Raw genomic sequence first — 4,121 nt, 5'->3', positions numbered from 1 at the left:
CGAGAACCTTGATGATGTCCTGGGGCGTCGGAACGCCGTCGCGGGACTTGACCATCGAGGACTTGTTTTCCTCACGGATGATGTCCATGCACAATTCGACGCATTCATCGCAGATGAAGACGGTCGGTCCGGCAATCAGTTTCCGGACTTCGTGCTGGCTCTTTCCGCAGAACGAACAATAAAGAGTGTTCTTGGAGTCGCCGCCGTTGCTGCCGCTGACCTTGCTCATATCACTTTCCTTCCAGCACGCCGCATTTCAAGGCGAAATCGCGGTCCACTCTATCAGCTCCTGGCGGCACTCCGTTTCCGGAGCCTTTGCCGAGAAGGGCTTCAGGGGCTACGAACCGGGCCCAACCAATCATGTCCTGGCCCCGGCGGCAACGAATTCCCCTTCGAATGCCGAATGCTATGTCATAAAAATTCAACATAGCATTAATAGTTACTATTAGCGTCTTCGTCGCCGGATGAAAGCCCTTGTTCAATCACAAATGGGATAGAACTGTGGCGAGGAAAACACCATCCCTATTAATTACTAGCCTGCTCGCCTTCCATTTCGAGGCGCGACGTCAGAACCTTGTCGATCACGCCCCAGCTCTGGGCTTCGTCCGCATCCATGAAATGGTCACGATCGAGCGTCTTTTCAACTTCCTCGTAGGTCCGGCCCGTGTGCTTGACGTAGACCTCGTTCAGGCGGCGCTTCATCTTGAGGATGTCGCGGGCATGACGCTCGATGTCCGAAGCCTGGCCCTGGAAGCCGCCCGAGGGCTGGTGCACCATGATGCGTGAATTCGGCGTGGCAAAGCGCATGTCCTTGTGGCCGGCTGCGAGAAGCAGCGAGCCCATGGATGCGGCCTGGCCGATGCAGAGCGTCGAGACCGCGGGCTTGATGAACTGCATCGTATCGTAGATCGCCATGCCGGCGGTGACGACGCCACCGGGTGAATTGATGTAGAGGGCGATTTCCTTCTTCGGGTTTTCCGCCTCGAGGAAGAGCAGCTGGGCGCAGACGAGCGTCGCCATATGGTCCTCGACAGCACCTGTCAGGAAGATGATGCGTTCCTTTAACAGGCGGGAATAAATGTCGTAGGAGCGTTCACCGCGGTTGGTCTGTTCCACGACCATCGGAACGAGGGCCATTGCGGTATCGACTGGGTTTCTCATGTGCGTCCTTTGTCAACGTCTCGCCGGCCGGCGCCGGGAATCAAAGAAAAATCTCTTACCCCTACATAGAGTGTCCCGGCCCTCCTCTTCAAGACACGCATGAGGATAACGTTAAGAAGGCGGGGCAAGGCGGCTAAGCTCCTTCTTTTCATGCATGTCGTCATCCCGGAACCGCTGCACACTTCCGGGCGACATGCATTGAGCCTCTTTCCCTCAAACGCTTGTTAACGGCGAGCCCTTGCTACGGTCTCCCCCGCTTTTCTCCAAGACAGGATGAAGGAAGGCTTACTCTATTCGACCGTGCTCATACTCGTTTACCCAACGGAAAGCCTACCGGCAGATATCGGCCGAAAACAATGCCGCAGCGCAGCGACATTAAGGAAGTGGCGAGCTTCATCGGCAAGGATGTGAGCGGACAGACAAGGGGTCGCTGCCGTGTTCAATATTGCTACAGGTCTCGCCATCTGGTGTTCCGAGGCCATGACGCTCGCTTTGGTGCTGTTCGTCGCCTGGCGCCACAACGTCAGGAACGAGGCCTATCTCTACTGGGGCTTGGGCTTCCTGCTGACCGGCATTGGCTTTGCGATGGTCGCGTTGCGCGGCGAAATCCCCAGCGTGCTTTCCATAGAGGCGGGCAATGCCATCGCCCTGCTCGGCCAGAGCGCCTGGGTGGCTGGTTTTCTCGCACTCGACCGCAAGCGGATAGAATGGTGGGCACTGCTGCCGCCGGCAATCTGGCTCGCCGGGGTCTTCCTGCCCTGGGTCAACAGCGATTATTCAAACCGGGTCGTGCTCTACAACCTTGCTTCGGCGACGGGTGCGACGGCACTCGCCATGGCGGTCGCCGCCGGCGACATGCGCCGCGAGCGGACCCGCATCAAGCTGATGGGTGTGTTCGTCCTCCAGGGCTGCCTGTGCTTCGGCTCGGCGCTGACGATGACGCTGACAATGCCAAGCGATGTCGAGGCGACGAATCTCGGCGGCGCTTCCGCCATGGCCACCGCCTTCCTGCTGACCATCGCTTTCGCGTTCACCTGCCGGCTGATCATGGAACGCTCCGAACGACACCTGCGTGCGCTCACCCTGACCGACTCGCTGACCGGCGTGCTCAACCGCCGCGGCCTGCTCGGCTATTTCGACGGCATCCAGGAAAGAGCTCATAACGAGCAGCGCCAGGTCGCGGTCATTCTCTTCGATCTCGACCATTTCAAGCGCGTCAACGACCGTTACGGCCACCAGTCCGGCGATGCCGTGCTGACCGCCTTCGCGCGCATGGCCCGCCAGTACATTCCGAACAACATCTTCGGCCGTATGGGCGGCGAAGAATTCGCCGCATTCGCCGCCGTCGCGGACCAGACGGAAGCCGAGGCGATCGCCGAAGCGATCCGCACTGAATTCTGCCGCCTTCCCGTCAGCACCGGCGAAGCGATCGTTCCGGTCACCGTCAGCATCGGCATCGCGCTCGCCTCCTCGATCGAAGCCAATATCGACAAGCTGATCTCGGCCGCCGACCGGGCGCTTTATGCGGCAAAGGCCGCGGGGCGCAACTGCACGGTCACCTTCGGCGAAGCGGAGGCCGCAGCCCCTGCACCAGCCACGCCGAGCAGCACTGCCGGCGAACTCGTGCCAACGGTCGACGACCAGGTCGAAGCGCTGCGACGCATGGGTACCCTGTCACGGGCCGGGTAGTCCGGGATCCCTGCCCCCACATCTTTCCGAGGTCCGGCAAATCCGATAAGGCTCGGGGCATGATGATCCCATCCTTTCTCTCGATCGACCGCGCCAACCGTCATGTCTCGCTGGACGGCCGCAACCCGGCCTTTTACGGCAATCCGAATGCCGTCTATGCCGCACTTCATGCCCATTGCCCGACCTTCTATTGGAGCGAGCAGAAGCAGTGGTTCTTCACGGGCTACGACCATGTGAACGGCCTGCTGCGCGACCGGCGCTTCGGCCGGCAGATCCTGCATATCGCCAGCCGCGAGGAGCTTGGACTTGCGGAGCCGATGCCGCATCTTGCCAGTTTCGATCTCTCGGAACGTTATTCCCTGCTCGAACTCGAACCGCCGGAGCACACGCGGCTGCGCACGCTCGTCAACCGCGCCTTCGTCTCCCGCCATGTCGAGAAGATGAAACCGGAGCTTGCCGAACTCGCCAACCGGCTGATCGACGGCTTCGCGGAGAAGCGTGAGGTCGAGCTGCTCTCGGCCTTTGCCGACATCATCCCGGTGACGATGATCGCCCGGATGATCGGCATTCCCGAGGAGATGGGGCCGCAGCTGCTTAACTGGTCGCACGCCTATGTCCGTATGTACATGTTCGGCCGTACGCGCGAGCAGGAGGAAGAGGCCGAACGGGCGGCCAAGGAATTTTCCGACTACGTCAAGACGGTCATCGCAGAGCGCCGCGCCGAACCACGCGACGACCTGCTGACCCACATGATCCATACCGAGCACAAGGGCCAGTATCTGACCGAGGAGGAGCTCGTCTCGACGACGATCGTGCTGCTCAATGCCGGGCATGAGGCGACCGTGCACCAGATCGGCAACTCCGTGCGCACCATCCTCGACAGCGGCTGCGATCCGGCGGAACTCTTCCGGGACGAGGCGACGACGGAGCGCACCGTCGAGGAAACCCTGCGCATCTGCGCGCCGGTCCACATCTTCCAGCGCTGGGCCCTGGAGCCTGCAGAAATCGACGGCGTCTCCTTCAAGCGCGGCGACAAGGTCAGCCTCATCCTCGCCGCCGCCAATCTCGACCCGGCGAAATTCACCGATCCCCTCACCTTCAAGCCGGACCGTAACGAGGCGGCAAACCTCTCCTTCGGCGCCGGCATCCATTTCTGCATCGGCGCGCCGCTGGCGCGGCTGGAGCTAAACGTCGTGCTGCCGATCCTGTTCAAGCGGCTTGCCGGCCTGAAGTTGGCGAAGACGCCGGTGGTCAAGGATGTCTATCATTTC

4 protein-coding genes are annotated in these 4,121 nt (G+C 61.0%); 2 read left to right on the top strand and 2 right to left on the bottom strand.

Going from position 1 to position 4,121, the window contains the following annotated elements; translation table 11 throughout:
- Together FY112_RS12820 and clpP are read right to left on the bottom strand one after the other, a co-directional pair.
- On the bottom strand, positions 1-229 hold a 229-nt coding region (locus FY112_RS12820), incomplete at its 3' end, for a ClpX C4-type zinc finger protein (RefSeq protein WP_281408463.1).
- 296 nt (positions 230-525) lie between these two features.
- On the bottom strand, positions 526-1,161 hold the full coding sequence (gene clpP, locus FY112_RS12815) for an ATP-dependent Clp endopeptidase proteolytic subunit ClpP (RefSeq protein WP_017959926.1): 636 nt from the start codon (positions 1,159-1,161) through the stop codon (positions 526-528).
- 435 nt (positions 1,162-1,596) lie between these two features.
- Here clpP and FY112_RS12810 point away from each other — a divergent pair, with 435 nt between their 5' ends.
- Positions 1,597-2,850: a GGDEF domain-containing protein gene (locus FY112_RS12810; RefSeq protein WP_017959925.1), complete on the top strand. Its 1,254-nt coding sequence runs from the start codon at positions 1,597-1,599 to the stop codon at positions 2,848-2,850.
- Between the two features lie 59 nt (positions 2,851-2,909).
- Positions 2,910-4,121: cytochrome P450 (locus FY112_RS12805; RefSeq protein WP_151518518.1), on the top strand; the 1,212-nt coding region annotated here is incomplete at its 3' end.

This window comes from Rhizobium sp. PEPV16 (genome assembly GCF_008919455.1).
Classification (GTDB): domain Bacteria; phylum Pseudomonadota; class Alphaproteobacteria; order Rhizobiales; family Rhizobiaceae; genus Rhizobium; species Rhizobium leguminosarum_Q.
The sequence above is the reverse complement of the archived record's forward strand: the minus strand, read 5'-3'. Positions and strand labels throughout refer to the sequence as shown.